We start from the raw sequence: 26,775 nt of genomic DNA, 5'->3' as shown, positions 1-26,775 counted from the left end.
TTTGAGATTGATTTTTGATACTTGCAAGAAGATATAAAGACAAGTTAAAGTTCAGTATTACCTATGAAAAGAATCAAACTTATGATTTTCTAACATTCTAACGTCTTTCTGTTGTATGCTATTCTTTTCTGCTATAATAGACCTATGAACAAGCTAATCCAATCAAAGCTGGAACTGTTGCCGACCAGTCCCGGCTGTTACATTCACAAAGACAAAAACGATACTATTATTTATGTTGGCAAAGCCAAGAATCTGCGCAACCGGGTTCGTTCTTATTTCCGTGGTAGTCATGATACCAAGACGGAGGCTCTTGTTTCTGAGATTGAGGATTTTGAGTTTATTGTCACCGAGTCTAACATTGAGGCTTTGCTTCTGGAAATCAATCTAATCAAGGAAAACCAGCCCAAGTACAATATCATGCTCAAGGACGATAAGTCCTATCCATTTATCAAGATTACTAACGAAACCTATCCACGCCTAATCATCACGCGCCAAGTCAAAAAGGACGGTGGACTTTATTTTGGTCCTTATCCGGATGTCGGTGCGGCCAATGAAATTAAGCGTCTTTTGGATCGACTCTTTCCTTTCCGCAAGTGTACAAATCCGCCTGAAAAGGTCTGCTTTTACTACCATCTGGGGCAGTGCAAGGCTCACACTATTTGCCAAGTAGACAGCCAGTATTTCAAAGAGCTGGCTCAGGAGGTGGCGGCCTTTCTCAAGGGTCAGGATGACCAGATTATTGAGGATTTACGGGGGAAAATGGCTGGCGCAGCGCAAGCTATGGAGTTTGAAAAAGCGGCAGAGTACCGCGACTTGATTCAGTCCATTGGCACCCTGCGAACCAAGCAGCGGGTCATGGCCAAGGATTTGCAGAATCGGGATGTCTTTGGTTACTATGTAGATAAGGGCTGGATGTGCGTACAGGTCTTCTTTGTCCGCCAGGGCAAGTTAATCGAGCGCGATGTCAATCTTTTTCCTTATTACAATGATCCTGACGAAGATTTTTTGACCTATGTTGGCCAGTTCTATCAGGAAAAATCCCACCTCAAGCCCAATGAAATTTTGATTCCGGCAGATATTGACGAAGAAGCTGTACGGGCCATGGTGGATACCAAGGTGCTAAAGCCCCAGCGAGGCGAGAAGAAGCAGTTGGTCAATCTGGCTATCAAAAACGCCCGAGTCAGTCTCCGGCAGAAATTTGACCTTTTGGAGAAATCTATTGAAAAGACCCAAGGTGCTATTGAGAATCTAGGGCAGCTTCTTAACATTCCGACACCTGTTCGCATTGAGTCTTTTGATAACTCCAACATCATGGGGACCAGTCCTGTATCAGCTATGGTGGTCTTTGTCAATGGTAAACCAAGCAAGAAGGACTATCGCAAGTATAAGATTAAGACTGTGGTAGGACCCGATGACTACGCAAGTATGCGTGAGGTCATCAAGCGGCGCTATAGTCGGGTGATTCGAGATGGACTGACTCCGCCTGATTTGATTGTCATTGACGGTGGACAGGGTCAGGTCAATGTCGCTAAAGAAGTTATTCAGGAGCAGTTGGGATTGGATATTCCCATCGCTGGACTGCAAAAAAATGACAAGCACCAGACCCATGAACTGCTCTTTGGTGACCCTCTGCAGGTTGTAGAATTATCCCGGAATTCGCAGGAATTTTTCCTGCTTCAGCGTATCCAAGATGAGGTCCACCGCTTCGCCATTAGCTTCCACCGCCAGCTCCGGTCTAAAAATTCCTTCTCATCGCAGCTGGATGGCATTGAAGGCTTGGGACCAAAACGCAAGCAAAATCTTATGAAACACTTCAAATCTCTAACCAAGATTAAAGAAGCCAGTGTCGACCAAATCGTCGAAGTCGGTGTACCACGAGCAGTGGCAGAAGCGGTGCGGGAGAAGTTGAATCCAGTAGACCAGCAGAAAGCAACATTGCCAGAAGTAGCAGAGCCACAGGTGGATTTAAAATAGACAAATCTCATATGAGGACTGTGTATGCTGAATTTTTCCTATAATGAGAAAAATTATTACAGCTAGTGTAGCGCTTTTATCTGTTATAACTTTAGCAGCATGTTCTGGAAAAACAACATCAGATTCTTCTGAAAAAGCTTCAAGTTCTGTAGAAAAAACATCTACTTCAAAGAGTAAATCAAGTAGCTCTGAAACTTCATCAAAAACAGCTAGTTCAGATGTAGAAATCCCAGAAATTGTTCTTTTGACAGATGAAGAAATCGACAATGCTAAAACAATTGGTGACATGAAAGCTCTCTTTAGTAAGTTGATTGATAATTATAAAAAGTACATTGATGAAATTGGGAACAAAGTACCTGAGGCTGGGAAAGAAGCATACAATCAACAAGTAGAACCAGCTATTCAATCTATGGAAACTTCAAGAGAAACTTTTAATGAAACGCTCTCAAGTGCTGGTTCAGATGATACAGAAATTCCGGAACAAAATCGTGCTCTATTTGCTCAGCAATTGAAAACAGGACGTGATGCTATGAAGAAGGCTATTGAAGGGGCTTATAAAGCTCTTGGTCAGCTTAAATCTGGACAATAATATTAACAAAGCAGGTAAGAACCACCTGCTTTTTTTATTCCTAAAATTTAAAATCAATCGAAGAAAGAGTATTTGAGAGAAAGCCTAAAATATTCATAACAGTTACGGTGTAAAGTTTCTCCCAGTGAAAAAACTCCTGCAAACTCTTACAAAATATGATAAAATGAAGCTAATATATTTAGAAAAGGATGCGACTTATGAAATTTCTAGAACTCAATAAAAAGCGTCATGCGACCAAGCATTTTAATGACAAGCCTGTGGATCCAAAGGATGTTCGCACTGCCATTGAAATTGCAACGTTGGCACCCAGTGCTCACAATAGCCAGCCATGGAAGTTCGTTGTGGTGCGGGAGCGTAATCAGGCTCTGGCAGAGACAGCTTTCGGTGGAAATGTGGACCAGATTAAGGAAGCACCAGTGACCATTGCCCTCTTTACGGATACAGATTTGACCAAGCGGGCTCGTAAGATTGCGCGGGTAGCTGGAGTTAAGAATTTCTCTGATGAGCAGCTCCAATTTTACATGCAAAATCTGCCAGCTGAGTTTGCTCGCTATAGTGAACAGCAAAAGAGCGATTATTTATCTCTCAATGCTGGTCTGGTAACCATGAATCTTGTTTTGGCTCTGACTGACCAAGGTATCGGCTCTAACATCATCTTAGGTTTCGATAAATCTAAGGTTAATGAGGTTTTGGAAATTGATGAGCGTTTTCGTCCGGAACTCTTGATTACTGTTGGCTATACAGATGAAAAACTAGAGCCTAGTTATCGTTTGCCGGTTGATGAAATCATTGAGAAACGTTGATATAGTTGCGTTTATGATTTAATTCGACATTCTATTGATTTAAATCGAATTAGAAATTTGGGGTGAAATAATGACAATTGATTTTAAAGCGGAAGTTGAAAAACGCAGAGAAGCTCTCTTAGCTGACCTGTTTAGTCTTTTGGAAATCAACTCAGAGCGGGATGATTCCAAGGCAGACAAGGAGCATCCTTTTGGACCTGGACCTGTTCAAGCTCTGCATAAGTTTTTAGAAATTGCTGAACGCGATGGTTATGAAACGAAGAATGTGGACAATTATGCTGGACACTTTACTTTTGGTGAGGGTACGGAAGAACTTGGAATTTTTGCCCACATGGATGTGGTTCCTGCCGGGAGTGGCTGGAATACAGATCCTTACAAACCTGAAATTATTGATGGTAAGCTTTATGCGCGTGGTTCGTCTGATGATAAAGGGCCAACCATGGCTTGTTACTACGGTTTGAAAATCATCAAAGACTTGGGATTGCCAGTATCTAAGCGCGTGCGCTTTGTGGTGGGGACAGACGAGGAATCCGGTTGGCAAGACATGGACTATTATTTCAAGCATGTTGGCCTACCTGAGCCAGACTTTGGTTTCTCACCAGATGCGGAATTTCCAATCATTAACGGTGAAAAAGGAAATATCTCAGAATATCTCCACTTTGGTAATAGTAATGATGGCAGCTTTAAACTTAAGAGCTTCACTGGCGGACTTCGTGAGAATATGGTGCCAGAATCAGCGACAGCTATTTTTACTGCAGCAGTTGATGCAGAGGAGTTGGATAAGAAATTACAAGACTTTGCTGCTGCCCACAAGGTTTCAGCTAGTCTAAAAGAAAATGGCGACGCTCTTGAAGTGACAGTCATTGGGAAATCAGCTCATGGTTCTACACCAGAGGACGGTATCAACGGCGCAACCTATCTGGCTCTCTTCCTCAACCAATTCGACTTTGCTGGTGACGCCAAGGCTTATCTGGAAGTTGCGGCTCAAGTTCTGCACGAAGACTTTGCTGGTGAGAAGTTAGGAATTGCTTATACAGATGCTAAAATGGGTGTTCTCAGTATGAATGCTGGTGTCTTCCATTTTGACAGTGCCAATGCTGACAATACCATTGCTCTGAATATCCGTTACCCGCAAGGAACTGATCCGAAAACAATTCAGGCCGGTCTTGAAAAAGTTACTGGTGTTGTGTCTGTGAGTTTGTCTGAACACGGACACACTCCGCACTATGTCCCAGTAGATGATGAATTGGTAGCAACTCTTTTGAGTGTTTACGAAAAACAAACGGGTCTCAAAGGACATGAGCAAGTCATTGGTGGTGGAACCTTTGGCCGTCTTTTGAAGCGCGGTGTGGCTTTTGGAGCTATGTTCCCAGACTATGTCAACACTATGCATCAAGCCAATGAATTTACAGACGTAGAAGACCTTTTCCGTGCTGCGGCCATTTACGCGGAGGCTATCTACGAGCTAATCAAATAAAAAAGAAGAACTCGTTTGGCCTTGCTGGATGAGTTTCTTTGCAAGGAGCTATCATGCAAACAATAGAGGATATTGCCAAGGCCATCATGTCTGATCCAGAAAATCAAGAATTTACAGAGCAGGGAATCAAGCCGCTTTTTGCGGCACCTAAGAATGCTCGGATTAACATTGTTGGTCAAGCGCCGGGGCTGAAAACTCAGCAGGCAGGACTTTACTGGAAGGACAAGAGTGGTGAGCGGCTGAGAAAATGGCTGGGTGTCGATGAAGAGACTTTTTATAATTCTGGCTACTTTGCGGTTTTGCCCATGGATTTTTATTTTCCGGGGCATGGGAAGTCTGGAGATTTACCACCTCGTAAGGGCTTTGCGGACAAATGGCATCAGCCAATTTTAGAGCTTTTGCCAGATATTGAGCTGACAATTTTGATTGGTCAGTATGCGCAAAAATACTATCTTCATCAAAAAGGAAATATCAAGCTGACCGAGACGGTTCAACGTTATCAAGACTACCTGCCTGACTTTTTTCCTTTGGTCCACCCATCGCCCCGCAACCAAATTTGGATGGCTAAAAATCCTTGGTTTGCAGAGCAGGTTGTGCCAGACTTGCAAAAAATTGTAAAGAATATCATGAAGAAATGAGGTAAGAAGGATGGATGCATTTGAAAAAGTAGTAGAAAAACTAAAGGAATTAGACATTCCGTTCGAGTTGGTAGAGCATAAGCCAGCGCTGACCACAGAGCAAGCAGACACCTTTATCGAAGGAATCGAAGGTGTTCGGACCAAGACCATGTTTTTGACCAATAAGAAGAAAACCCAGTATTACCTGCTGATTATGGATGACAAGAAGAGTCTGGACATGGATTTGTTTAAAGAGCTGGTTTCAGCCAACCGTATTCGCATGGCTTCAGCAGATTCTCTCTTCGAAAAAATGCAGCTGCCACCAGGAACTGTATCGCCTTTTGGTCTGCTAAACAATGAGGAAAAGGATATTCAAGTTTATTTTGATAAAGAGATTATCAACGAAGAACGCATGAGTTTCCATCCTAATACCAATGAAAAGACTATCTTTGTCTCTACAAAAGATTTGTTTAAATTCTTGCAAGATTTAGGCTACTCTTACCAAGTGCTGGAGCTTTAACTAACTGTTTTGCTGAGATAGAGTAGTACTATCCAGCTGCTCTCTCAGGTTGTCAAACCGAGTGGATTGGTATCACTCATTTGCTAGCGTCTTGAACTTGGATGAAGGACGTATCCAGCAACTTGCTTCCTCTCAGGAGATTCTCCAACAGCCAGCCAATGATTTTGTCAAAGAACTATTATACCTTGCAGGAGTAGCTGACTGATTTTTTTGAAAAGTCTAAGCTTAGAATGCTAAACTTTGTAGAAAGCGAGGTGATTCTATGGAAACGATGAAAGCTATAGTCATTTACGAAGCAGGTGGCCCAGAAAAGCTTCTGCTGGAAGAAAGACCGATTCCACAACTTCAAGAAGGCTGGACCTTGGTCAGGGTCAGAGGGTTTGGGATTAACCGATCGGAGATTTTTACTCGTGAGGGTTTATCGCCTAGTGTCACCTTTCCTCGAATTTTAGGCATTGAGTGTGTTGGTCAAGTGGCTGAGACGACTCGGCCTGATTTAGAGGTCGGTCAAAAAGTGGTTTCCATTATGGGTGAAATGGGGCGAGCTTTTGACGGTTCTTATGCTGAGTATGTCCTCCTGCCGAACGACCAAATTTATACAGTCGAGACCAACCTGACCTGGACGGAGCTGGCTGCAGTGCCAGAGACCTATTATACTGCTCTAGGCTCTATGAAAAATCTGTGTATTGAGCCCAATGACAAGATTTTAGTCCGAGCTGCTACTAGCGGTGTCGGTTTGGCCTTTGCTCGTCTGGTCAAGGCACAGTTTCCAGACACACATATCGTGGGCTCGGTCAATAGCGGTTCCAAACAGTTTCTGCTCAAGCACCAAGCCTACGACGATATCATCATAGACCAGGATGGTCGACTGGAAACAGAGGAGAAGTTTGGTAAAATCCTTGAATTGGTCGGCCCAGCTACTGTCAAGGATTCATTTGACCATATCGCAGAGGGCGGGATTATCTGTGTGACCGGCCTCTTGGGCGGCCAATGGGAACTGGATGATTTCAACCCAATTGAAGAAATTAAAAATAACAGTTTTCTGACAAGTTTCCACTCTGCTCATGTGAGCCAAGATTTGATAGATGAATTATTTGACTACATTGACCGCTACCAGGTCAATGTTACACCAAGGCGTGTCTTTCCCCTAGAGCAAGTGCCCAAAGCTCATGCTTTTATAGAGGGAACAGCAGGTTTTGGAAAAATCGTGATTATGAATGAATAGGAGAAAAAGAATGCAAAAAATTAGTGCGAAAGATTTATATGACAAATTGCAGGCAGAAGAACTGCAGTTGATTGATGTCCGTGAGGTGGACGAATTTACAGCTGGACATGTCTCTGGAGCTCTGAATCTGCCTCTCAGCAGCTTGCCGGAGAATTATGGGCAATTAGATAAACAAATCCCCTACCATATCATCTGCCAAAAAGGCGGCCGCTCAGCGCGTGCCTGCGAATTTTTGGAAGCCAAGGGTTACCAAGTAACCAATGTCGAAGGAGGAGTGGAAGCTTTTCCTGCTAAATTGACGTTGTGACAAGCGATTAAGAAGTGCAAATGCCGGAATAGATTGAATTTCCGGCCCTTTTTTTGTATACTATAGTAGTATAATAAATTGAGGATAGGAGAATATCTATGTCAAAAGAAGATTGGCTTGAATATTTTGAGGCCGTTAACGGACGCTCAGCTACAGAAGAAGAAATTGCCCAAGCATTGGCTGCCGGGGAATTTGTTGAAGCTGAACAGTTAAGTGCTGAGCAAGTGTCTAGTGAAGCTAGCCCAGCTTCATCAAGCTTTGAACAGCCTCAACAAGAAGCTCAAACAGTTGAAACACAAGGTCATCCACAAAACTTTGCTCAGCCGCAAAAATTCCAACAACCTTTTGCTCAGCCGGCTTCTCAACAATATCAAGAAGCTCCACAGCAACAAGCGAATCAAAATCAATTTGCGAATCAGGGACAAGCATATAAGCAACAAGGATTTCAGCAAGCGAGCCCTTTTGCTGGCCAGCCTCAGTCTTCTGGACCGCAAGCTTATCAGAACAACCCACAGCAAGGACAGTTCAATTCACAAGTACCTCAACAAGGACCGCAGGCTTATTACAGTCAGCAGCCTCCTCAGCCCAACGAGTTTTCTAAAACAATGAAAGGTTTCTGGACTTGGCTTGTTTCAGCTTGGAAATCACCGACATCTGAAATTGAGAGCAGTAAGGTGAATGGCTACCTATCTTTAGGTTTGACAGTGTTCTTTTTTGCTATTGTCGCCAACTACAACATTTTCAGTACTATTGGTATCATGAGTTTTGGTATGTATAATGGACCGACTTTTAATTTCAAAATCTTCTTTGTTTCACTGATAGCAGCGGCTCTCTTCCTTTTTTCTATTATTTTAGGTGGTTTTGTTGTGAAGCGTTTGGTCTACCAGGATAGAAGTTTTACCTTTAATAAGGCTTTTGATTGGTACGGTCGACTGTATGCCATTGTTCTTCCATTTATTGCTGTTTCAGCTCTGTTTGCTCTGTTGGGTATTATTCATTTATCTCTGTTCTTCACATGGATTGGTCTTTTGTTAGTCGGAGTTGGAGCGACCTTTGCTTTGATTTATTCCAAGACAAACAACTCTATGGATCCTTTTTATAAATACCTATTGGCCATTATTGTCAATGGTGTGATTACACTTTTCTTCTCTTTCATCGCTTTTTCTCTACTAACTAGTATCGCAATGATGTAATAATTGGAGGAGATTTATGGCAACAAAAGAAAAATGGGTTGATCTCTTTGAAAAAGTAATTGGTCGAAAACCAACTGCAAGTGAGTTTCTAGCCGGCAAACAATCTAACTTTGATCCAAAAAAAATTAAGGAGATTGCAGGCGAAGCAGAGGAAGCAACCACAGAAACTCCGTCAGTAGAAAATACTACTGATGAAGCTTCTGAGAATCAAAATATTGTTCAGGAGAAGCCTTCTGAAGATTCTGTCACAGAAGAATCAATTCAACCATCTTCCCAAGATGAGAAGCAAGGTTCTTCTGAGTCTAGCCAATATGAAGAACTCCGCCAGAATTGGCTGCAAGCTTTTGAAAATAATATTGGTCGAAAACCTACCAAAGAAGAATTTGCAGAAGCTAAGAGCCAAGGATTCTCTAACCTACCTATCCGATCTGAACTGCTCGATTCGCAATTACCACAGAAACCGGTAAAAAAGGCTAAAAAGAGAATATCAAAGAAGCAAGCAATCATGATTGGAGGTCCAACCCTTCTAGTTGCCGCTTTGATTGGAGCTTTCTTCTATCTAAACTCTATAACCGGAGTTAAAGTAGTTACAGACCATTTTGCAAAAGCAGTCTCTAGTAAAGACTTTGATGAAGTGGCAAGTCTTCTCTCTACTCAATCCGATAGGTGGACACGTGCTGAAGCAAGAGCACTGGTTGAGCACCTAGAGAGCCAAAAAATCAATCTCGAAACTGAGCTAGATAACATTGTTGAGTCAAATGGCAAATCTGCTTATATTGATGACAATAATAATAAGATTTTAGGTGTTACTGAAAAGAGTAAGAAATTTGGTATTTTCCAGGAATATCAGATGGTTTCCTATCCAGTTAAAGTTAAAGTCAATACTAATTTAGATAATGCTACCATTAAACCTAGTGAGAAAAAAACTATTACCCTTAAGAAAAACACAGACACTGAATTGGGTGAATATCACTTCATCAAACAAGACTTTACTCTCAAAGGTAAGACGGATGTTGGAGATGTAGAGAGTAAGGTTCAGCTTGATTTAGCTACGGCTAAAGATAATGAGATCAAACTGGATCTCAAGTCTGAAAAGAAACAGCTAAAAATTACTATGCCTTCTGAAACTTCAAAAGCAACAGATATTAAAATCGTTGTTAATGGTAAAGAAAGTGGTAGCAGTTTGACCCCTGAGTTGCAGCTTGTTCCTTATCAAGAACTTGAAATTTATGCCAAGTTTACTATCTCTGATACTACCTTTACTACCAATAAAGAGACAGTGATTGTGGAAGATGATACCACGAATGTGAAATTATCTCTTCCTAAGGAAGTGGTTTCTAAGATTAGAGAAAAGAACGAAGAAGCGAAAAAGGTTGAGGCTCAAAAGGCAAAAGTCTCTACTTTCCTTAATGACTACCGCAGTGCTGTTTTCAGCTCAGTTTCTAACAGGAGCAACAACTATTCTCAATACTACGATACCTCTAGTGCAGTATATCGAGAAATGGTTGAGTGGACCACTGGTGGTGGTGTTAAGAAAGCGAAAATTAACTATTATGAGCCAGGAGCTTTGGATATCCGCGAAATCAAGGAAGAAAATGGTTCCTATATCGTGACAACATATGAGGACTATACAGTCCACTATGTTGATAGCACTCCAAATAGTGTAAATCGTAAAAATAAGACTTATTACTTGAAACCTAGCGGGGATTCTTTTGTAATCTATAATCTTGAAGTTTCAGAAGGTTGATATTATGACAATGAAATACAGTAAACTAATTTTTCTTGCAGCATCTGTTCTTGTTCTAGGCGCGTGTTCGTCTGGTAAAGACACTACTGGAGATAGCTCTAATAAACAAGCGGCTAGCTCAACTAGTACGGTTAAAAAACAAGATGCTGAAAAAGACAAAAACTCTAGCCAAGATACGACAACATCTTCAGATAACACTGATACTAAAAAGGAGCAAAATCACGAGGCCAAAACTCTTGATCAAAATGTTTCTTATAACGGCAGCTACTACAGTGTCAAAGGGAAATATGATGAGATTCTTGTTGTCAACAAACACTACCCTTTGTCTGCTTCCTATAACCCAGGTGAGAATGCGATTGCTAAAGCAGAATTGCTCAAACTGATTGCTGACATGAAGGCACAAGGTTATGCCATCAGCGACCAATACAGTGGCTTTCGCAGCTATGATACTCAGACCGAGCTCTATCAAAACTATGTCAATCAGGACGGTAAATCAGCAGCAGATCGCTATTCGGCTCGACCAGGCTACAGTGAGCACCAGACTGGCTTAGCTTTTGACTTGATTGATAAGAGTGGTAACCTTGTGCAAGAAGTAGGAGCCAGTCAGTGGCTCTTAGACAACGCTTATAAATACGGTTTTATCATTCGCTATCTAGAAGGCAAGGAAGATTCAACTGGCTACATGCCTGAAAGCTGGCATCTACGCTATATTGGTCAAGAAGCCAAGGAAATTGCTCAATCAGGCAAATCTTTAGAAGAATATTTCGGCATTACTGGCGGTGATTACGAAGAATAATCATCCTATTATCCGTTACAAGGAGGAAGAAAATGAAATTTTTTGTTACCAATCCCAATAATGATTTTGCAGAAACACCTGTGCAGGAAGAAGGCAGGATCATCCATCATCTGCATCTTGCTAAAGGAAAAGAAGTACCAGAGCACAGTGCTGATGCACTAGTAACAGTCGTTTGTTTATCAGGAAATGTAAGCTTTTCTGCTGGAGAGCATACTGTACGGCTGGTGGCAGGTTCCTTTCTAACGATGGAACCCAATGAGTCACACAGCTTGGTTGGAGAAGAAGATAGCCACCTCTTGGTTATCAAACAACTCAAATATTAATAAATACAAAAATACTAGAAGCCGGAATAAATGCTTCTAGTATTTTTTACTATTCAGCATTAGTTATTCATTAATATAAATAAAAACCCATAACGAAGAAAGTTGGCAACAGATTCTTTGATTCTTAAACCAAACTTAAGAAAAACTTAAAAAAGGCTTAATATAAGCTTAAAATAAACTTAAAGCAAAAATAAGGAAAATAGAATTTCTCTCTGAAAAATGTTTTTATAAAGAAAAAACAAAAATAATTTACAGTATGTAAACCAAATTATAAACATTATTACGAACTTTTAGTTCGGATAAAAAGCAGAATGTAATTATTTATCAGCATTTAATAATAACAAACAAACAAAAATACGAACTATAAAAAATTACCCATAAAAATAATTTACACCTTGTTAACCAAAATGCTTGCATTCAAAAATTTCTTGTGCTATAATTCATCTCGAGGGTGAGATATGCATAAAAAAGTATTTTCAAGCATATTGACTTCTTTCTTTCTAAATCAAATGCTATAAAAACATTTATGTGCAACCTTTAATCAGGTAGATTCACTAACTAGTGATTCGTTTTTGCGTTTGATAATGATGGAGTAGTCAACTGTCAGCTGGCAGTATTTTCGTGAAATTCTTTTTTATGAAGTTGTGCACAAAAGATAAATTCCCCCCACAAAAATATGAAGTGATGTTGGTCACTTTGGAGGTTTAATTAATATGAACAATCGTTTCAGACTCTTATCAAGATCTGTTGTAGCAGCTGCAGCTCTTATTCCAGCAATCGCTGCTGTGAATAATGTTGAGGCGCAAGATTATGGTTATGGTTATAATTACTATCAACCAGGCTATAATTACTGGAATGGCGGCTATAACAATTATAATTATGGTTACAATAACTACAATTATGGCTATAACTACGGCTACAATGGCTATAATTACAACTATGGTTACAATAACTATTATCCAGGCTATAACTATGGCTACAATGGCTATAATTACAACTATGGTTATAATAACTATTATCCAGGCTATAACAACTGGAATTACAACTATAGCAACAACTACGGATATAATGGTTGGAATAATTACAACAATCTCGCAAATGATGAAAACTACATTTACTGGAATGGTAACCATTACTACCGTATGACGGATGGTTCTTACCGCATCTATCGTGATGGTGAGTGGAAACCATTGACAAATACTAACAATAACAGCACATCCAATAACAACTTGGAAAACGATCCGCATTATCGTTATGAAAATGGTTATCATTACTATGTGTTGGATAATGGTGACTATTACTACTATAAAAATGGCAAGTGGGTGTTTGTTAAGGATTCTGCTGATAACTCAACTAATCCAACAACTCCAAGCCAGCCGGAAGAACCAAAACCAGAAGTTCCAACTCCGACACCAGCGGAACCAGAGCAACCAACTCCAGCTCCAAATGATAGACCGGAACAACCAACAGCTCCAGCAGAACCAAAACCTGAGGTACCAAGTGTTGATTTGCCAGAAAATCCTCCAATTGGCGGTGCAGAAGGTGAGTTTGATCCATTTGCTCCGAAACCAGAGCAACCAGCAGAACCAAAACCAGAAACTCCAACAACACCTGCTGTGCCAGAGACTCCTGGTTTGGTAACGACTGATAAACCAAGTGAAGATCAAATTCCTCCATATGTTGAAAAACCAGCAGAAGGTCTTGAACACTTGACATGGGCACCAAATGGACGAGTTCCAAAATTGATTTACCCGTCTGGAAAACCAGGTGACAAAGCTCTTGAGAAAGATCCAAACTACTACTACGACGGAAGCACTCATTACTACTACGTGCCTTCTGATTCAGAACGTACAGGATACTCAGCGTATTGGAAATGGTTTGGTGACAAATGGAAACTGCAAGGTATGACTGATCCAAACGATCCAGCTCTTGATCCAAAACTTCACGAAAACACTGCTGATGATGAATACATGTACAGTGATAAAGACTCTAGCGTGAAATTGTACTCAACTAACCTAGTGACAACGGCTAAAGCTGGTCAGCCGCTGCCATTCAAGAACGTTGAAGAGTTCAAGAACTACGTTATCGAAAAGATGAATCCTAAGTTCCTTGATAACGCAGGATGGGATGCCAAAGTTGAATGGGAAATCGAAGATCCAGAAATCTTTGAAAAAACCAAAGAAAACCCATATGCTAAGGATTATGTCTTGATTGCAAACCTTAAGAGTGGTGTTGAGGATAAGAAATACAGTGATGTAGAATTTGGTTATGTTAAGTTTGTTTACCGTGTTGAAGCAACAAACGATACAAACTATGACTATGTTTCAAAAGCTAAAGAAGCTTTCGCTAAAATCAATGAAGAGCGTAAAGCTCAAGGCTTGAAAGAGTTGACTTGGTCAGAAGACATTTATCAAAATCAAGCACTTCCAAAAGTAAATGAAATCTCACGTCAATACGATAGCTCAGGCTTTGTTGGACGTCGTGATGAGGATGCCTCTGTTGTCGTTAAGAAATGGGCTAACAGCGGTCTGAGAGACTTGCTTCTTGATCCTAACGTAACTGAAGGTGCAGTAGCGACAGTTGTAGACGGAAATGGCGTATACTACTGGGCTTACAGCTACAAATAATAAGGAAGTATCTTCCTAAACAAAGTACCCTTAACCTCTGAGAGCAGACTTGATTTGCCTCAGGGGTTTTTGTGTGTATTAATGTACATATTCAATCGAACATCATAATGAATTTGGAATCTGTTCTCATTCCAAAATTCAGTGTTTTTAAACAAGTTTAAGCTTATTTATGAAATCGCTCAGTGGTTGTTGTAAAGCTTAAAAAAATCGCATTTTTTAATAAAAATAGATAAAAATTAGTCTAATTTATACATATAATGAAAGAGTGTATAATTATAGGATAATATTTGTGTTATCGTTTGACTCTTTGGATAAAACTGATTAATATGGAAGATAAAGGGAGGGTAAGGAATAATTGCTTTTTATGACTAAAAGGAGTGAATAATCATGAAGTTAAAAAGAAAGCATTTTTCAACACTTATTCTTATTGGAGCTGCTGCGCTCTTAACGTTTGTAACCACTGAACAGGCTAAGGCCGCCGAATATAGTAGGAGTCCATCCCATTATTATCAACCGGGCTATCGTTATTATAACAGGCGCGGTTATGATTATGGGTATGGCTACGGCCGTTATCCGGGATATTTCAATCCTTGGTATCGTTCTGATATTTTTTATTGGAACGGCTCTTATTTCTATAAGGATAAAGACGGTGACTACTATATCTATAGGAATGGCAAGTGGGAACTCTACTATCAAGATGGCTTTAACAAGCTAAAAAATGATCCGCATTACCGTTATGAAAATGGCTATCACTATTATGTACTGGATGATGGCTCTTACTATTATTACCAGAACGGTCAGTGGATTTATGTGAAGAAGGCAGAGGAACCATCTCCAACACCAACTCCGGATCCAGAACCAAGTCCAGATCCACAACCACAACCAGAACCTAAGCCTGAGCCGGATAAGCCAGAAACGCCTGACTGGGCACCGAAACCGAATATCGACTATAGCAAGCTGCCAAAACCTCTCTACAGACCTGACGATCCTCGGATGAAGAGTGACCCTCGCTTTGTAGATGATAACGGCGCCTATTATTACCGAGTCCATCTAGGAGACGAAAATCCTGATGGTATTGATGGATATTACAAGTGGATGGGCGACCGCTGGAAACTCTTTAATGGAACAGATTTAGACGATCCGGCTCTTGATCCAAATAATCATTCGAATCCAAAAGACGATGAATACAATTATGATGATAATGCATCTAGTGTTAAACTTTATTCTGAAAATGTGGTTGGAACTGGTAAAGCAGGAGAAGCGCTGCCGTTTAAGAATAAAGAAGAATTTATCGATTATGTTCAGAAGCAGTTGGCACCAAAAATGCTGGATAATGCAGGTTACGAATGTAAAGTAACTTATGAAATCGAAGAAGAAGATGTCTTCAAACAGGCAGTGGAACATGCTTGGGCTAGAGATTATGTTCTGACTGCTAATCTAACCAGCAGCGTTAAAGGTTATGAAAAAACAGAATTCGGCTCTATCAAATTTATCTATCGAGTTGAGAAAACAGAAGATTCTAATTTCCCAGATATAGATAAGGCCAAGGCAGCTTTTGCAGCTATTAATGCTGCTCGTAAGGAGCAAAATCTACCTGAATTAACCTGGTCTGATGACATCTACAATAACCAATCTCTCCCAACAGCCAATAAATTAGCTGTTAGCTATGACAGCGATGCAGGGATTACCTTCCGTCGAGAAGATGACGCGTCAGTAGTAGCCTCTAAATGGCTTAAAAGCGGCAATCGTGAGCTATTGCTCAGCCCAGATGCTAAAGAGGGCGCTGTAGCTTGCGTACTGGCAGGAGATGGAACCTATTATTGGATATTTAATTATAAATAATCTTCATCATTAAACTCTCCCTTATAAAAACTCTTCAAAAAAGAACTGGGTAATTCGCCCAGTTCTTTTGCTATCAAGTTTTTAAAACTTAGCATATAAGAAAAAAAGAAGGTACAAAAAAAGCACCGATTGGTGCTTATGATTATTTGAGACCGTATTTTTTGTTGAAACGATCCACACGTCCATCTGCTTGAGTGAACTTTTGACGTCCAGTGTAGAATGGGTGTGAGTCTGATGAAATTTCTACACGGATCAATGGGTAAGTTTCCCCTTCGAACTCAACTGTTTCGTTTGAACGCTTAGTTGAACCACTAAGGAACTGGTAGCCGGTAGAAGTGTCCATGAAGACAACTGGGCGGTATTCTGGATGAATATCTTTTCTCATTTTACAAAAATTTCCTTTCTGCCATGGTCTCTTTGCGAGCCATAGATTAGTTACTTTGATAGTTTATCAAATTCTGATTGATTTGACAAGACTTTTAGACTAATTTCTTACTTTTTTGCCAATTCTTTCATCTCGGTGTAGATTTGCTCAATTTCTTCTTTAGAAAATGCATTGGCTCCGCTGGCTAAGGGGTGTCCTCCGCCGTGATGATTTTTCGCAATACCGTTGATAGGAATAACCTTGCTGCGCATGCGGACACGGTAGTGACCTTCAGGCTGCTCAACAAAGATAGCCCACAGACCGACTTCTTCAATTCGTCCAGGTGCCCCGACAATGGCTGCTGTATCAGCATCGGTCAGTTGATAGGCTTGTAAAACTTCCTGAGGCAAAATGACCCGCGCAGTCCCATTTTCATCTATTTCCAACTGCTCATAGACATAGCCCTGCAGTTTAGCTACTTGGCGGCTGATAGAGTCCATCTTACGAGATAAGGTTGATAAGTCGAAATCGTACTGGCGCAGCTTGGCAGCTACTTCGAATGTGCGGGCGCTAGTAGAAGGATAAAGGAAGCGGCCAGTGTCGCCGATGATGCCAGCATAGAGGAGTTCTGCAGCTTCCTTGCTCAAGCCTAAGTCATTTTCAAAGGCAAAGAGAGCAATCATCTCACTGGCACTGCTGGAGCTTGTATCCACCAGAGAAATATCTCCGTAAACCTCATCATCAGGATGATGATCGATTTTGATGAGGAAGTCGCCTGTCGTGTAGCGTTGGTCGTCAATGCGGGGTGTATTAGCAGTGTCACAGACGATGACTAGGGCCTCTTGGTATTCTTCGTCTGTAACTTGGTCCATTTGCGCCAACCACATGAGATTGGGCTCATCGTAGCCTGTCGCTTTGATTGTCTTTTCTGGGAAGTGGTACTGAAGCAGCTTTTGCAGTCCGACCTGACTGCCAAGAGCATCAGGATCTGGCCGCATATGGCGATGGATAATAATAGTATCGTATTCTTTGATCTTACTTAAAATATCATGATAAAGAGTCATAAATAACCTCGTCAACTTTCTTCACCCATTGTAGCATAAGAGTTTTTATTTTTAAAATAAAAAAGATATGATATAATGAGAGCAGATTAGAATTTGGAGGAAACTATGACCTTAGCGAAAATTGTATTTGCCAGCATGACTGGAAACACCGAGGAAATTGCTGATATTGTGGCGGATAAGCTAAGAGACCTGGATGTAGAAGTTGAAGTGGACGAGTGCACCACTGTCGATGCAGAAGATTTCTTGGAAGCAGATATTGCAATTGTGGCGACCTATACCTATGGTGATGGTGAGCTGCCGGATGAAATGATGGACTTCTACGAAGACTTGTCTGGTCTGGATTTGTCTGGCAAGGTCTACGGAGTGGTCGGTTCGGGCGATACTTTCTATGATGAATTCTGCAAGGCTGTCGATGACTTTGATGCTGCTTTTGCTGCTACAGGAGCAGTGAAGGGTGCAGAAAGCGTTAAAGTGGATCTATCTGCGGAAGATGATGATATTGCACGCTTGGAAGCTTTTGCGGAAGGCATGGTTAATAAAGTTTAAAGCGATAAATAGAGAAAGCGGCTGCGGCCGTTTTTTTTGTGCGAAAAGTGTTATTTTCTGACAATTCTCATGATTAGGAGTATAATGTAAGTAAGCGCTATCCATCAGATAAAGGAGGAGTTCCTATGAAAGAACGCGACTATGCTTTTGGCTTTCATGATGATGTCAAGCCGCTCTTTTCGACTGGTAAAGGCCTGACAGAAGAAGTTGTTCGAGAAATCTCAGAAATCAAGAATGAGCCCCAGTGGATGCTGGACTATCGTCTGCGCTCCTTGGAACTCTTTCATAAGTTACCTATGCCCGACTTTGGCCCTGATTTGTCAGGGATTCACTTTGATGATGTTATCTATTATCAGAAGCTAAGCGGAGATCGGGCTCGCAGTTGGGATGAAGTCCCAGAAGAGATTAAGAAAACCTTTGACCGCCTGGGAATTCCAGAAGCTGAGAAGCAGTTTTTATCTGGAGCTGTTGCACAGTATGAATCTGAAGTGGTTTATCATAATATGAAGGAAGAGTTTGCCAAGCTGGGGATTATCTTCACTGATACGGATACGGCTGTTCAGGAATATCCAGACTTGGTCAAGCAGTATTTTGGTACTGTGATTTCAAATGCTGAGCATAAATTTTCTGCGCTTAATAGTGCAGTTTGGTCCGGTGGAACCTTTATCTATGTGCCCAAGAACGTCCAGTGCCAAGTTCCTGTCCAGACCTATTTTCGTATCAATGGTGAAAATGCCGGCCAGTTTGAGCGCTCCTTGATGATTATCGAGGAGGGTGGCTCTATCCAGTATATTGAGGGTTGTACAGCACCGACTTACACAAGCAATAGTCTTCATGCCGCAAATGTCGAAATCATTGTCAAAAAGGATGCCTTTTTCCGCTATACAACCATTCAAAACTGGTCAGACAATGTCTATAACCTCGTAACGGAGCGCGGGGTTGTTGAAGAGGGCGGCACCTTAGAGTGGATTGATGGGAACTTAGGCAGCAAGGTCAATATGAAATATCCTTGTAGCATTCTTAATGGCCGCAATGCAAGAACTTCTGTCCTCTCTATGTCCTTTGCCAACTATGGTCAGCACTTAGATGCGGGCTGTAAGGTCTTTCATAATGCACCTAAGACTTCCAGTACCTTAATTTCTAAATCAGTGGCCAAGGATGGTGGTAAGACGGACTATCGTGGTCAGGTTCGCTTTGGCAAGAATAGTGCAGGCTCCAAATCTCATATCGAGTGTGATACCATTCTGATGGATGGTGAGTCCAGTTCTGACACCATTCCCTTTAATGAAATTCATAATTCCAATGTCGCTCTAGAGCATGAAGCCAAGGTTTCCAAAGTGTCTGAGGATCAGCTCTACTATCTGATGAGTCGCGGCATCAGCGAAGAAGAAGCCACAGCTATGATTATCAACGGATTTATGGAACCCATTACCAAAGAACTACCAATGGAATACGCCGTCGAACTCAACCAACTCATCAACATGAGTATGGAAGGCTCAGTTGGCTAAAACAGTCCGGGGGACTGTTTTAGGTTACGGATAAAAACTTGCCTTTGCGAGTTCTCTTTAATAAGATCCAGTGGACCTTTTTAATCTGTGGATAAAAGCTCGCTTTTGCGAGTTATCTTTAATCCAAGGTTCGGGAGACTGTTTTAGGTTGCTGATAAGCACTCGGTTAAGCGAGTGCTCTTTAAAAAGGTTCGGGGAACCTTTTTAATCTATAGATAGGAGCTGTTTTAGGTGGCAGATAAAGACTCGCCCTTGCGAGTTTCCTTTAATCAAGGTCCATTGGACCTTTTTATTTAGAATTAACTAGAAAATTTTACTATTTTTTGATATGATAGATAGAATATAAGGAGGAATGAGATGACGTTAGAAGAAATCAGACAGGAAATCGATCAAGTGGATGATGCAATCGTTACCTTACTGGAGCAACGCATGAATCTGGTTGGCCAAGTCGTGGCTTTAAAAAAATTAACGGGCACAGCAGTCTTGGATAGCAAGAGAGAAGATGTGATTTTTGCCAGAGTGGCGGATAAGGTTGAAAACAAGGACTACAAGGAAACTGTTGTTGCGACCTTTTCTGACATTTTAAAACGTTCGCGTGAATTTCAGAATAAAAATATCTAATGAAAGAAGTACAGAACTCTATTGCTGTGGCTTTATTTGCAATGGCAGGCGGTTGGCTACGTTACCAAGTAGCGCTCATATCAGTTTTTGATGATTCATTTCCGCTGGCTACCTTACTGGTCAATTATTTGGGAACTTTTTTGCTAGTCTATATTATCAAGGGATATCTTAGCAGTAAAGTTAAGTCCCAGCGTCTGCTTTTAGCGCTTTCGACCGGTTTTTGCGGAGGTTTGACGACTTTTTCTGGTCTTCTGCTAGACAGTATCAAACTAGCAGATTCAGGGCGCTATACGGAGCTTCTTATCTATCTAGTTTTAAGTGTAGGTGGTGGCCTTGCAATCGCCCTATGGGCTGGAAAGCAGGTGAAGCCATGATGTGGGCGATGTTAATCTGTTGCGGCGCTGGTTCTCTTGTGCGTTATGTTTTCTCCAAGGTCAATAGCAGAGCATATCTGCCGATTGGGACTTTATTGGCAAATTTGCTAGGTGCTTTTCTCATTGGATATTTTTATAATCATATAGAAGACAAGCAGCTTTATGTGATTTTGGCAACAGGCTTCTGTGGTGGCCTGACGACCTTTTCCACCTTGAATGCTGAGTTGGCAGATCTCTTTTCGGATCGAAAGAAATTTGCTCTCTATTTGGCTTTGACCTATATCCTCGGATTTTTAGCGATTCTTTTGGGAATTTTCATTTAAACATCTTTACATTTTTAGAAATTTTGATATAATATATTTTGTGCCTAATGGAAGCACAAAAAACGGCTAATCCGCTGCGGTCTTGAACCTTAAGATTAGTAAGATAGGAGTAGAAAAAAATGAATCCATTAATCCAAAGTTTGACTGAAGGTCAACTTCGTACTGACATCCCTGCATTCCGTCCTGGTGACACTGTCCGCGTTCACGCGAAAGTTGTCGAAGGAACTCGCGAACGTATCCAGATCTTTGAAGGTGTGGTTATCGCTCGTAAAGGTGCTGGTATCTCAGAAACTTACACCGTTCGTAAAATCTCTAACGGTATCGGTGTTGAACGTACTTTCCCAATCCACACTCCACGTGTTGACAAGATTGAAGTCGTTCGTTACGGTAAAGTCCGTCGTGCTAAATTGTACTACCTTCGTGCATTGCAAGGTAAGGCAGCACGTATCAAAGAAATTCGCCGTTAATCTTAGAAAGACTCTGTCGTTGGGCAGAGTTTTTCTCTAAGTCCCCTTAGTTCAATGGATATAACAACTCCCTCCTAAGGAGTAGTTGCTGGTTCGATTCCGGCAGGGGACATTCTAAAAGCCTGACTAAGGCTTTTTTCAATACTCTCAGGAGGAAAAGAGATGGGTTGTCATTTTCTCTTGGGCCTGACTGAGTCGATAACGTCAGTTTTGGACTGAAATTTTAAAATGCTGTTCTTAATTTAAAAGGATACTTAATGAGTATAGTGAATAAATTACTGCATTTGAAAAGAGACCTAAATTTTAGGTCTCTCGTTCTCTATTTCCCTAAGCAAAATTGGTTAGATATGCTTTATTTTTACTCTAGTTGTTTGATGATTTTGCTTTTTCTATAATCGCGTCAATATCAGCAGTTCCAGAAACTCCAAATTTTGCATAGACGTCATTAACTGGACCAGGATCGACATCAATGCTATTGATATTTCTACCCTCTGATGTGATAGACATATATTGTCCATCAGTTCTAATCATTACCCAAAGGCCTTGCGAAGCGAATAGATAGCCATCATCTTTCTTCACGACTTTACCGATTTCAGGAAAAGTGATAAAAGCACCTTCGGAAGTAATAGAAACTTCCTTGCCATCTACTATAGTAGAGCCTGAGCTGCTGTTAGTGCTTGGAATGCTGCTGGAGTCAGAAGATGAACTGGATGACGAAGAGCTATCAGATTTACTAGATGATTTAGAACTGGCTTTACTGCTAGAGGATGATTTTTTGGAAGTTTTAGCCTTATCACTTGATTGAGCTGGCTTTTTTGATTGAGATTGGGCACAAGCGGCCAAACTTAATAGACTAGCTGCTAGTAAGAATACTTGAAAGGTTTTTTTCATGGAGAATCTCCTTTTTGATATGATAGGATTATTTTATATGAATTTGAAGATTTTAGCAATAGTTTTATTAGAGGGCAATGGAACTTGATAGAACTAAGGACAGTAGAACAAGTGTAAGTTTGGAAATGACAGGTATTTATTGTTCTCTATTTCCCCAAGCAGAATTGGCTGAAGAGTTGGGTGATGAGTTCGTCTGGTGCGGCGTCACCAGTGATTTCGCCGAGGATTTCCCAGGTGCGGGTCATATCGACTTGGAGAAGATCTACCGGCATACCCATTTCCAAGCCTTGGTTGACAGCTTGCAGGCTTTCCAAGGCTTTTTCAATCAAGGAGATGTGGCGGGCGTTGGACAGGTAGGTGGCGTCTTGCTCAACGATACCAGCATTTTCAAAGAAGAGTTGATTGATGCATTCTTCAATTTTATCGATATTTTGATTGTGAAGGACAGAAATCCTGATAGCATCTGCTGGCAGCTGATCCAGCTCAATCTTTTCCTCAAGGTCAGTCTTGTTAAGCAGGACGATACGATTGCTATCTTGACTGATTTCGAGCAATTGTCTGTCCTGATCCGTCAGAGGCTCGCTGGCATTAAGAACTAAGAGGACCAAGTCAGCTTCCTGCAGGGCTTTTTTAGAGCGCTCAACTCCAATCTGCTCCACAAGGTCATCGGTTTCTCGAATCCCTGCGGTATCGATGAGTTTGAGGGGGACACCCTTGATATTAACATACTCCTCGATCACATCTCGAGTCGTCCCCTCAATATCAGTCACAATGGCCTTGTCCTCGCGCAATAGATTGTTGAGCAGGCTGGACTTGCCAACATTAGGCCGTCCGATGATAGCAGTGGAAATACCTTCGCGTAAAATCTTACCTCGTCGTGCAGTATTAAGGAGATTGCTCAGCAATGTCTCGAACTCAGCCGTTTTTTCTCGCATAAGTTGGGTCGTCATCTCTTCTACATCGTCGTACTCAGGATAGTCGATGTTGACCTCGACCTGAGCTAAAGTGTTGAGAATTTCCTGACGGGTATTGTTGATAAGGTTGGAGAGGGAGCCATCCAGCTGCTTGACAGCGTTGTTCATGGCTTTATCGGTCTTGGCGCGGATTATGTCCATGACAGCCTCGGCCTGAGTCAAATCCACTCGCCCATTGAGAAAGGCCCGCTTGGTAAACTCGCCAGGCTCAGCCATTCTCGCGCCCTCGCGGATAGCCAGCTGCAAAATTTCATTCGTGACTGCAATCCCGCCGTGGGTATTAATCTCGATGATATCCTCGCGCGTGAAGGTCTTGGGAGAGCGCATGGCACCAACCATAACCTCATCCAGAATTTCCTGATTTTGAGGGTCGACGATATGACCGTAGTTGAGCGTGTGACTTTCCACTTTGCTTAGATTTTTCCCTTTGAAGATTTTTTGGGCAATAGCAAAGCTGTCAGTCCCGCTTAGTCTAACAATGCCGATGGCCCCTTCGCCAAGAGGCGTAGAAATTGCAGCGATTGTATCAAATTCTCTGGTAATCATACAGTATTTTTCCTTGTGTTTAAAATCAATTACCTTAATTGTAACGCAAAAATCAAGGAGGAGCAAGGCTTTCGATTATCAAGCCAAAGGAATGAAATTTAAGTCTGGTAAAGAAAACACTTTCATGTTAGTGAAAATCATGATATAATAAAAGTAGTGTGATTTGAGGAGGTGCTATGGAAAATCTAAAGAAACTGGCAGGAATCAAGGCTGCTGAATTTGTCCAAAGCGGGATGATAGTTGGTCTCGGGACGGGTTCGACCGCTTATTATTTTGTCGAAGAGATTGGTCGGCGTATAAAAGAGGAAGGACTACAGATTACAGCTGTTACGACTTCCAGTGTCACTAGCAAACAGGCAGAAGGTTTAGGTATTCCGCTCAAATCCATTGATGAAGTTGACTTTGTTGATGTGACAGTTGATGGAGCTGATGAGGTTGACGCCACTTTTAACGGTATCAAGGGTGGTGGCGGCGCACTTCTCATGGAGAAAGTCGTAGCGGTGCCCACCAAGCACTATATCTGGGTAGTCGATGAGAGCAAGATGGTAGAGAAGTTAGGTGTCTTCAAGCTGCCAGTAGAAGTTGTTCAGTATGGTGCTGAACAGCTCTTTCGTCGCTTTGAGCGTGCGGGCTATAAGCCGGCCTTTCGTCAGCAGGTGGGTCAGCGTTTTATCACGGACATGCAGAATTTCATTATCGACCTAGACCTTGGTGTGATTGAAAATCCAGTTGAGTTTGCGCAAGAACTTGATCATGTTGTGGGCGTAGTGGAGCATGGACTGTTTAATCAAATGGTAGACAAGGTCATTGTTGCTGGAAAATCAGGTCTTAAAATTTTAGAGGCCAATAAATAGAAAGAGGTGTTTTATGCCAAAATTTAATCGTATTCACTTGGTAGTCATGGACTCAGTTGGTATCGGTGCTGCACCAGATGCTAATAACTTTGTCAATGCAGGGGTACCAGATGGTGCTTCAGATACTCTGGGACATATTTCCAAAACGGTAGGACTGAGTGTGCCAAATATGGCTAAAATCGGCCTGGGAAATATCGAGCGTCCTGCTCCTTTGAAGACCGTTCCTCAAGAAGAAAATCCTAGCGGTTACTATACCAAGCTGGAAGAAGTGTCTCTTGGAAAAGACACGATGACAGGACACTGGGAAATCATGGGTCTCAATATTACTGAGCCTTTTGATACTTTCTGGAATGGCTTCCCAGAAGAAATCCTGACTCAGATTGAAGAGTTTTCTGGTCGCAAGGTCATTCGTGAGGCTAACAAGCCATACTCTGGTACAGCAGTTATTGATGACTTTGGTCCTCGTCAGATGGAAACAGGCGAGCTGATTATCTACACCTCTGCAGACCCAGTATTGCAAATTGCAGCACACGAAGAAGTGATTCCTTTGGAAGAGCTCTATCGTATCTGTGAATTCGCCCGCTCTATTACCTTGGAACGCCCTGCGCTTCTGGGACGTATTATCGCTCGTCCTTATGTAGGTGAGCCTGGTAACTTTACTCGTACAGCCAACCGTCACGACTATGCCGTTTCTCCGTTTGAGCCAACTGTTCTTGATAGGCTCAATGAAGCTGGAATTGCCACTTATTCTGTTGGTAAGATTAATGATATCTTCAACGGCGCTGGAATCAATCATGATATGGGACACAATAAGTCTAACAATCATGGTGTAGATACTTTGGTCAAAGCCCTCAAAGACGAAAACTTCAAAGAAGGTTTCTCATTTACCAACCTAGTAGACTTTGATGCTCTTTATGGTCACCGCCGTGATCCACATGGCTACCGTGACTGCCTGGAAGAGTTTGATGCGCGCATCCCAGAAATCATTGAAAATATGCGTGAAGATGACTTGCTCATGATTACTGCAGACCATGGTAATGACCCTACCTATGCCGGAACTGACCACACTCGTGAGTACATTCCGCTCTTGGTCTTCGGAAAATCGCTGAGCGGTCATGGTCATATTCCTATCGGACACTTTGCAGATATCTCAGCTACCGTTGCTGAAAACTTCGGAGTGGATAAGGCGATGATTGGCGAAAGCTTCTTGGACAAATTGTTATAAGCGTGATAAGAGAGTGAGGAAAATATTTATGACAGCATTATCTGAAAAAATCAAAGCAACAGCAGCCTTCTTAAAAGAAAAAGGTATGACAGAACCTGAATTTGGTCTAATCTTGGGATCTGGTTTGGGAGAATTGGCTGAAGCAATCGAAAATGCCGTTAGTCTTGACTATGCGGATATTCCAAACTGGGGCCGCTCAACTGTTGTTGGCCACGCTGGTAAATTAGTCTATGGAGACTTGGCTGGACGTAAAGTCTTGGCACTGCAAGGCCGTTTCCATTTCTATGAAGGAAATCCTTTAGAAATCGTTACTTTCCCAGTGCGTGTGATGAAGGCTCTTGGTGCGACAGGTGTTATTGTGACAAATGCAGCTGGTGGTATCGGCTATGGCCCCGGTACGCTTATGGCGATCACTGACCACATCAATATGACTGGTCGAAATCCTTTGATCGGTGAAAACTTGGATGAATTTGGTCTGCGTTTCCCTGATATGTCTAAATCTTACACTCCAGAATACCGTGCCATTGCTCACAAAGTTGCTGATAAGCTTGGTATCAAGCTGGATGAGGGTGTCTATATCGGTGTAACTGGACCAACTTATGAAACGCCAGCAGAAATCCGAGCTTATAAGACACTTGGAGCGGATGCAGTCGGCATGTCTACTGTGCCTGAAGTGATTGTAGCAGCACATTCTGGTTTGAAAGTCCTTGGAATTTCATGCATTACAAACTTTGCTGCTGGGTTCCAAGAAGAGCTTAATCATGAGGAAGTGGTTGAAGTAACAGAACGTGTCAAGGGTGATTTTAAACGACTGCTTAAAGAAACACTTGCTGAATTGTAAAAAAATGTTGAAAGGCGGAGTGTCTGGGTTTGTAATTGAATCCGAACTAGTCTTTCTATGGAATATTAAAATTAAGAAAGAAAGGAATTGAACCCACCCTAAAAGCGGTGGGAAAAAGATAGTTGGTCTTGCGAGCA

At 41.7% G+C, this 26,775-nt stretch carries 28 protein-coding genes and 1 tRNA gene; 25 read left to right on the top strand and 4 right to left on the bottom strand.

All coding sequences use genetic code 11. The annotated features are described in order from the left end of the window. The first annotated feature begins 144 nt into the window (after window positions 1-144). The 15 genes from uvrC to SSV_RS05800 all read left to right on the top strand — a co-directional run bounded on the left by uvrC (window position 145) and on the right by SSV_RS05800 (window position 16,040). On the top strand, window positions 145-1,974 hold the full coding sequence (gene uvrC / locus SSV_RS05870; RefSeq protein ID WP_072074057.1) for an excinuclease ABC subunit UvrC: 1,830 nt from the start codon (window positions 145-147) through the stop codon (window positions 1,972-1,974). Between the two features lie 43 nt (window positions 1,975-2,017). Continuing rightward, window positions 2,018-2,563: a hypothetical protein gene (locus SSV_RS05865; RefSeq protein WP_072074056.1), complete on the top strand. Its 546-nt coding sequence runs from the start codon at window positions 2,018-2,020 to the stop codon at window positions 2,561-2,563. A gap of 197 nt (window positions 2,564-2,760) precedes the next feature. Continuing rightward, window positions 2,761-3,366 carry a nitroreductase family protein gene (locus tag SSV_RS05860; protein ID WP_061589042.1) on the top strand — a complete coding sequence of 202 codons (606 nt, stop codon included), beginning with the start codon at window positions 2,761-2,763 and terminating at the stop codon, window positions 3,364-3,366. 70 nt (window positions 3,367-3,436) lie between these two features. After that, window positions 3,437-4,843: a dipeptidase PepV gene (gene pepV, locus SSV_RS05855; RefSeq protein ID WP_072074055.1), complete on the top strand. Its 1,407-nt coding sequence runs from the start codon at window positions 3,437-3,439 to the stop codon at window positions 4,841-4,843. 53 nt (window positions 4,844-4,896) lie between these two features. Further along, window positions 4,897-5,481 (top strand): uracil-DNA glycosylase family protein, encoded by a 585-nt coding sequence (locus SSV_RS05850; RefSeq protein ID WP_072074054.1) that lies wholly within the window; start codon window positions 4,897-4,899, stop codon window positions 5,479-5,481. Window positions 5,482-5,491: 10 nt separating this feature from the next. Beyond that, window positions 5,492-5,980: a prolyl-tRNA synthetase associated domain-containing protein gene (locus SSV_RS05845; protein WP_072074053.1), complete on the top strand. Its 489-nt coding sequence runs from the start codon at window positions 5,492-5,494 to the stop codon at window positions 5,978-5,980. A 61-nt stretch (window positions 5,981-6,041) separates the two neighbouring features. Beyond that, a complete protein-coding gene (locus SSV_RS12085) occupies window positions 6,042-6,185 on the top strand; it encodes a hypothetical protein (protein WP_176693516.1) in 144 nt (47 codons plus the stop codon). A gap of 57 nt (window positions 6,186-6,242) precedes the next feature. After that, on the top strand, window positions 6,243-7,205 hold the full coding sequence (locus tag SSV_RS05835; RefSeq protein ID WP_072074052.1) for a zinc-binding alcohol dehydrogenase family protein: 963 nt from the start codon (window positions 6,243-6,245) through the stop codon (window positions 7,203-7,205). Continuing rightward, window positions 7,198-7,512, top strand: coding sequence for a rhodanese-like domain-containing protein (locus SSV_RS05830; RefSeq protein WP_072074051.1), 315 nt, complete (start codon window positions 7,198-7,200; stop codon window positions 7,510-7,512). Before SSV_RS05835 ends, SSV_RS05830 begins: the two co-directional genes overlap by 8 nt. A gap of 98 nt (window positions 7,513-7,610) precedes the next feature. Further along, complete coding sequence (locus SSV_RS05825) at window positions 7,611-8,705, top strand: DUF6574 domain-containing protein (RefSeq protein ID WP_072074050.1); 1,095 nt, start codon at window positions 7,611-7,613, stop codon at window positions 8,703-8,705. A gap of 16 nt (window positions 8,706-8,721) precedes the next feature. Further along, a complete protein-coding gene (locus SSV_RS05820; protein WP_072074049.1) occupies window positions 8,722-10,452 on the top strand; it encodes a TcaA second domain-containing protein in 1,731 nt (576 codons plus the stop codon). A gap of 4 nt (window positions 10,453-10,456) precedes the next feature. After that, complete coding sequence (gene ldcB, locus SSV_RS05815) at window positions 10,457-11,248, top strand: LD-carboxypeptidase LdcB/DacB (RefSeq protein WP_441005779.1); 792 nt, start codon at window positions 10,457-10,459, stop codon at window positions 11,246-11,248. A 32-nt stretch (window positions 11,249-11,280) separates the two neighbouring features. Beyond that, on the top strand, window positions 11,281-11,571 hold the full coding sequence (locus SSV_RS05810) for an AraC family ligand binding domain-containing protein (protein ID WP_072074048.1): 291 nt from the start codon (window positions 11,281-11,283) through the stop codon (window positions 11,569-11,571). Between the two features lie 713 nt (window positions 11,572-12,284). After that, window positions 12,285-14,198 carry a cell wall protein gene (locus tag SSV_RS05805; protein ID WP_072074047.1) on the top strand — a complete coding sequence of 638 codons (1,914 nt, stop codon included), beginning with the start codon at window positions 12,285-12,287 and terminating at the stop codon, window positions 14,196-14,198. A 387-nt stretch (window positions 14,199-14,585) separates the two neighbouring features. Next, window positions 14,586-16,040 (top strand): CAP domain-containing protein, encoded by a 1,455-nt coding sequence (locus SSV_RS05800; RefSeq protein ID WP_072074046.1) that lies wholly within the window; start codon window positions 14,586-14,588, stop codon window positions 16,038-16,040. Between the two features lie 142 nt (window positions 16,041-16,182). Here the strand turns inward: SSV_RS05800 and SSV_RS05795 are convergent, their stop codons facing one another. Further along, on the bottom strand, window positions 16,183-16,425 hold the full coding sequence (locus SSV_RS05795) for a type B 50S ribosomal protein L31 (protein WP_002895374.1): 243 nt from the start codon (window positions 16,423-16,425) through the stop codon (window positions 16,183-16,185). A gap of 107 nt (window positions 16,426-16,532) precedes the next feature. After that, the gene (locus tag SSV_RS05790) at window positions 16,533-17,468 is read right to left on the bottom strand and encodes a DHH family phosphoesterase (protein WP_072074045.1); all 936 of its coding nucleotides are present in this window, start codon (window positions 17,466-17,468) and stop codon (window positions 16,533-16,535) included. Window positions 17,469-17,573: 105 nt separating this feature from the next. On the opposite strand from SSV_RS05790, the gene SSV_RS05785 reads away from it, so the two are divergent. From SSV_RS05785 to SSV_RS05755, 7 genes are all read left to right on the top strand, one after another. Next, window positions 17,574-18,014, top strand: coding sequence for a flavodoxin (locus tag SSV_RS05785; RefSeq protein ID WP_072074044.1), 441 nt, complete (start codon window positions 17,574-17,576; stop codon window positions 18,012-18,014). Window positions 18,015-18,139: 125 nt separating this feature from the next. Next, window positions 18,140-19,522, top strand: a complete 1,383-nt coding sequence (gene sufB, locus SSV_RS05780) for a Fe-S cluster assembly protein SufB (protein ID WP_072074043.1) — start codon at window positions 18,140-18,142, stop codon at window positions 19,520-19,522. A 357-nt stretch (window positions 19,523-19,879) separates the two neighbouring features. Continuing rightward, window positions 19,880-20,143 carry a chorismate mutase gene (locus tag SSV_RS05775; protein WP_072074042.1) on the top strand — a complete coding sequence of 88 codons (264 nt, stop codon included), beginning with the start codon at window positions 19,880-19,882 and terminating at the stop codon, window positions 20,141-20,143. Further along, window positions 20,143-20,517 carry a fluoride efflux transporter CrcB gene (gene crcB, locus SSV_RS05770; protein WP_072074041.1) on the top strand — a complete coding sequence of 125 codons (375 nt, stop codon included), beginning with the start codon at window positions 20,143-20,145 and terminating at the stop codon, window positions 20,515-20,517. Before SSV_RS05775 ends, crcB (SSV_RS05770) begins: the two co-directional genes overlap by 1 nt. After that, window positions 20,514-20,840, top strand: a complete 327-nt coding sequence (gene crcB / locus SSV_RS05765; protein WP_176693569.1) for a fluoride efflux transporter CrcB — start codon at window positions 20,514-20,516, stop codon at window positions 20,838-20,840. Before crcB (SSV_RS05770) ends, crcB (SSV_RS05765) begins: the two co-directional genes overlap by 4 nt. A gap of 119 nt (window positions 20,841-20,959) precedes the next feature. After that, window positions 20,960-21,307, top strand: coding sequence for a 50S ribosomal protein L19 (gene rplS / locus SSV_RS05760; RefSeq protein WP_009660455.1), 348 nt, complete (start codon window positions 20,960-20,962; stop codon window positions 21,305-21,307). 40 nt (window positions 21,308-21,347) lie between these two features. Beyond that, a tRNA-Arg gene (locus tag SSV_RS05755) sits at window positions 21,348-21,419 on the top strand. Window positions 21,420-21,670: 251 nt separating this feature from the next. On the opposite strand, the gene SSV_RS05750 is transcribed toward SSV_RS05755, so the two are convergent. Both SSV_RS05750 and mnmE read right to left on the bottom strand, forming a co-directional pair. After that, on the bottom strand, window positions 21,671-22,198 hold the full coding sequence (locus SSV_RS05750) for a hypothetical protein (RefSeq protein WP_072074039.1): 528 nt from the start codon (window positions 22,196-22,198) through the stop codon (window positions 21,671-21,673). A 146-nt stretch (window positions 22,199-22,344) separates the two neighbouring features. Beyond that, the gene (gene mnmE / locus SSV_RS05745) at window positions 22,345-23,718 is read right to left on the bottom strand and encodes a tRNA uridine-5-carboxymethylaminomethyl(34) synthesis GTPase MnmE (protein WP_072074038.1); all 1,374 of its coding nucleotides are present in this window, start codon (window positions 23,716-23,718) and stop codon (window positions 22,345-22,347) included. A 176-nt stretch (window positions 23,719-23,894) separates the two neighbouring features. On the opposite strand from mnmE, the gene rpiA reads away from it, so the two are divergent. Genes rpiA through SSV_RS05730 form a run of 3 tightly spaced genes read left to right on the top strand, consistent with a single transcriptional unit; the run spans window position 23,895 to window position 26,638 of the window. Then, on the top strand, window positions 23,895-24,572 hold the full coding sequence (gene rpiA / locus SSV_RS05740; RefSeq protein ID WP_072074037.1) for a ribose-5-phosphate isomerase RpiA: 678 nt from the start codon (window positions 23,895-23,897) through the stop codon (window positions 24,570-24,572). Window positions 24,573-24,585: 13 nt separating this feature from the next. Continuing rightward, entirely contained in the window at window positions 24,586-25,797 is a 1,212-nt protein-coding gene (locus tag SSV_RS05735) for a phosphopentomutase (protein ID WP_072074036.1), read from the top strand. Window positions 25,798-25,825: 28 nt separating this feature from the next. Next, on the top strand, window positions 25,826-26,638 hold the full coding sequence (locus SSV_RS05730; RefSeq protein ID WP_072074035.1) for a purine-nucleoside phosphorylase: 813 nt from the start codon (window positions 25,826-25,828) through the stop codon (window positions 26,636-26,638). Window positions 26,639-26,775 lie beyond the last annotated feature (137 nt).

This window comes from Streptococcus sanguinis (genome assembly GCF_001078705.1).
Lineage (GTDB): Bacteria > Bacillota > Bacilli > Lactobacillales > Streptococcaceae > Streptococcus > Streptococcus sanguinis_D.
Note: the sequence above shows the minus strand (reverse complement) of the source record. Positions and strands in the feature narration are given on the sequence as shown.

Bases quoted from the DNA above. Each gene is read 5' to 3' on its own strand.
- uvrC (WP_072074057.1), top strand. From the start codon at position 145: ATGAACAAGCTAATCCAATCAAAGCTGGAACTGTTGCCGACCAGTCCC.
- SSV_RS05865 (WP_072074056.1), top strand. From the start codon at position 2,018: ATGAGAAAAATTATTACAGCTAGTGTAGCGCTTTTATCTGTTATAACT.
- SSV_RS05860 (WP_061589042.1), top strand. From the start codon at position 2,761: ATGAAATTTCTAGAACTCAATAAAAAGCGTCATGCGACCAAGCATTTT.
- pepV (WP_072074055.1), top strand. From the start codon at position 3,437: ATGACAATTGATTTTAAAGCGGAAGTTGAAAAACGCAGAGAAGCTCTC.
- SSV_RS05850 (WP_072074054.1), top strand. From the start codon at position 4,897: ATGCAAACAATAGAGGATATTGCCAAGGCCATCATGTCTGATCCAGAA.
- SSV_RS05845 (WP_072074053.1), top strand. From the start codon at position 5,492: ATGGATGCATTTGAAAAAGTAGTAGAAAAACTAAAGGAATTAGACATT.
- SSV_RS05835 (WP_072074052.1), top strand. From the start codon at position 6,243: ATGGAAACGATGAAAGCTATAGTCATTTACGAAGCAGGTGGCCCAGAA.
- SSV_RS05830 (WP_072074051.1), top strand. From the start codon at position 7,198: ATGAATAGGAGAAAAAGAATGCAAAAAATTAGTGCGAAAGATTTATAT.
- SSV_RS05825 (WP_072074050.1), top strand. From the start codon at position 7,611: ATGTCAAAAGAAGATTGGCTTGAATATTTTGAGGCCGTTAACGGACGC.
- SSV_RS05820 (WP_072074049.1), top strand. From the start codon at position 8,722: ATGGCAACAAAAGAAAAATGGGTTGATCTCTTTGAAAAAGTAATTGGT.
- ldcB (WP_441005779.1), top strand. From the start codon at position 10,457: ATGACAATGAAATACAGTAAACTAATTTTTCTTGCAGCATCTGTTCTT.
- SSV_RS05810 (WP_072074048.1), top strand. From the start codon at position 11,281: ATGAAATTTTTTGTTACCAATCCCAATAATGATTTTGCAGAAACACCT.
- SSV_RS05805 (WP_072074047.1), top strand. From the start codon at position 12,285: ATGAACAATCGTTTCAGACTCTTATCAAGATCTGTTGTAGCAGCTGCA.
- SSV_RS05800 (WP_072074046.1), top strand. From the start codon at position 14,586: ATGAAGTTAAAAAGAAAGCATTTTTCAACACTTATTCTTATTGGAGCT.
- SSV_RS05795 (WP_002895374.1), bottom strand. From the start codon at position 16,425: ATGAGAAAAGATATTCATCCAGAATACCGCCCAGTTGTCTTCATGGAC.
- SSV_RS05790 (WP_072074045.1), bottom strand. From the start codon at position 17,468: ATGACTCTTTATCATGATATTTTAAGTAAGATCAAAGAATACGATACT.
- SSV_RS05785 (WP_072074044.1), top strand. From the start codon at position 17,574: ATGACCTTAGCGAAAATTGTATTTGCCAGCATGACTGGAAACACCGAG.
- sufB (WP_072074043.1), top strand. From the start codon at position 18,140: ATGAAAGAACGCGACTATGCTTTTGGCTTTCATGATGATGTCAAGCCG.
- SSV_RS05775 (WP_072074042.1), top strand. From the start codon at position 19,880: ATGACGTTAGAAGAAATCAGACAGGAAATCGATCAAGTGGATGATGCA.
- crcB (WP_072074041.1), top strand. From the start codon at position 20,143: ATGAAAGAAGTACAGAACTCTATTGCTGTGGCTTTATTTGCAATGGCA.
- crcB (WP_176693569.1), top strand. From the start codon at position 20,514: ATGATGTGGGCGATGTTAATCTGTTGCGGCGCTGGTTCTCTTGTGCGT.
- rplS (WP_009660455.1), top strand. From the start codon at position 20,960: ATGAATCCATTAATCCAAAGTTTGACTGAAGGTCAACTTCGTACTGAC.
- SSV_RS05750 (WP_072074039.1), bottom strand. From the start codon at position 22,198: ATGAAAAAAACCTTTCAAGTATTCTTACTAGCAGCTAGTCTATTAAGT.
- mnmE (WP_072074038.1), bottom strand. From the start codon at position 23,718: ATGATTACCAGAGAATTTGATACAATCGCTGCAATTTCTACGCCTCTT.
- rpiA (WP_072074037.1), top strand. From the start codon at position 23,895: ATGGAAAATCTAAAGAAACTGGCAGGAATCAAGGCTGCTGAATTTGTC.
- SSV_RS05735 (WP_072074036.1), top strand. From the start codon at position 24,586: ATGCCAAAATTTAATCGTATTCACTTGGTAGTCATGGACTCAGTTGGT.
- SSV_RS05730 (WP_072074035.1), top strand. From the start codon at position 25,826: ATGACAGCATTATCTGAAAAAATCAAAGCAACAGCAGCCTTCTTAAAA.